Origin of the sequence: Aquabacterium commune (assembly GCF_004362855.1) — a bacterium.
Lineage (GTDB): Bacteria > Pseudomonadota > Gammaproteobacteria > Burkholderiales > Burkholderiaceae_C > Aquabacterium > Aquabacterium commune.
Genome location: NZ_SNXW01000036.1, coordinates 1 through 1,602, shown reverse-complemented (window position 1 = coordinate 1,602; position 1,602 = coordinate 1). Strand labels below are relative to the sequence as shown.

Below are 1,602 nucleotides of genomic sequence, written 5' to 3'. Positions count from 1 at the left end.
CAAGGCCGGGCTCGTTCGTTCCGACGAGTCCGATCCTCAACCGGGTGGGGAAATTTGAACGACCATGGGTGGGGAAAATTGGAATACCGTTGACACACGGAGCCAATGTCAGCTATTTCTTGCTGCTTGCGCGATTGCAGGGTGCTGGTCAGGAACTTGAGCCGGTCTTTTGACCGGGCGTCGACCGCCTGTAGGATGGCGCTCTGTGCACGTTCGAAGCGGACGCGGAGGGCATCGAACAAAGAGTCTGGGGCGGTCATCGGCTTGGCCTGATCCAGCCATTGCTGGACTTTGGTGACGCCGTCCTCTCGGCGGAAAGATTTGTCACCCAGATACCCCCCGGCAACCGTCAGCTCTTCGTGAAGGCGATGATGGTTGCCACCCGTGACGACCAGTCGCGAGGTGACGACCACGGCAGGGCCGTCGATCAGTGCATCCGGCACCGAACGCACGGTGACGCGATGCAACTTCTTCACATCGTCTTGCGCCCAGACCTCGGCGCGCAGCAAGCGCAGGCACATCTGCACCAGTCGGTGGTTCAGGTGAACCAGCACCACGTCGTCACGCCCGGTGGCGACGGTGTGATCGAAGGTGATAGGCCGGATTTGCAGTGTGTGGGGGTGGCGTAGACCCTCAAGGCAGCGCGCCCACGAGCCCGACAGTGCAGGCATCTTGAATACGGTTCTTGCTGGAGCATCAGCCAAGGTAAAAGGCTCAAGCGGCGGGCGGCCTGCCAACACAAGGCCCGTCTTGACCGCCATCAGGATGTGCTCTGGAGTGAGGTGGAAATCCTGTTGCGTGGTTAGGAGCCGTTCGTGAAGCTTGGCGACTCGGTCTTTCAGTTCGCGCTCGGCGCGCACGAAGCGGCGGGCCTTGGCAATCTTGGCTTCAGCCAGGCGTGTATCGAGGTCTTTGAGCGAGCCTTCGATCAGCCCCGACATTTGCGGCGCGATGACTGGGTTGACGCTGCCCATGTCCGCCCGCATGGATTCGAGTTTGCGCAGTGCCCGGATGATGTCGTCGCCGTGACCGCCAATAGTTGCTTTGCCTTGTTCTCCGCCATCGACCGGGTGCCAGATCAATACTTCTTTCTGACGCTGACCGTGCCGGTCGATACGACCATTGCGCTGCTCCATCACATTGGGGTTGTAAGGGATCTCCAGATGGATGAGGCAGTTACAGTGGTTCTGCAAGTCGATACCTTCGGACGCGGCATCGGTGGCCAGCAGGATGCGCACCGCAGAGTCCTTGGGCGAGGTCTGGAAAGCGGCTTTGACTCTCTCGCGCTCATCCTGCGGCATGCCGCCATGAAGGATGGCCAGACGATCGCTACCGAAACCGTGGCTGGCAAGGATCTCGTGCATCCACTGGTGGGTGGTGCGGTACTCGGTGAACAAGATGACTCGGCGATCATTCCACTGACCATCAGCCTTGAGATTGGTGGCGAGCCAGTCGAGGATTGCTTTGGCTTTGGCATCGACCTGGTTCTTGGCGGTCTGTGCCCACGACTGTTGGCGCCGACCGAAAACTGAGCCACTTTTGATGGGTGTGCCGATCTAAAACTGAGCCAGGTGTTCAACCTACTCTGCTGCTTTTTGATGC

The 1,602-nt window shown here is 59.7% G+C and carries 2 protein-coding genes; one reads left to right on the top strand and one right to left on the bottom strand.

The annotated features are described in order from the left end of the window. The coding region (locus EV672_RS18610; RefSeq protein ID WP_243738772.1) for a helicase-related protein at positions 1 to 1,364 on the bottom strand (1,364 nt) is incomplete at its 3' end. Here EV672_RS18610 and EV672_RS19175 point away from each other — a divergent pair. Further along, positions 1,308 to 1,532 carry a hypothetical protein gene (locus tag EV672_RS19175; protein ID WP_243738773.1) on the top strand — a complete coding sequence of 75 codons (225 nt, stop codon included), beginning with the start codon at positions 1,308 to 1,310 and terminating at the stop codon, positions 1,530 to 1,532. The genes EV672_RS18610 and EV672_RS19175 overlap by 57 nt on opposite strands. The last annotated feature ends 70 nt before the right edge of the window (positions 1,533 to 1,602 follow it).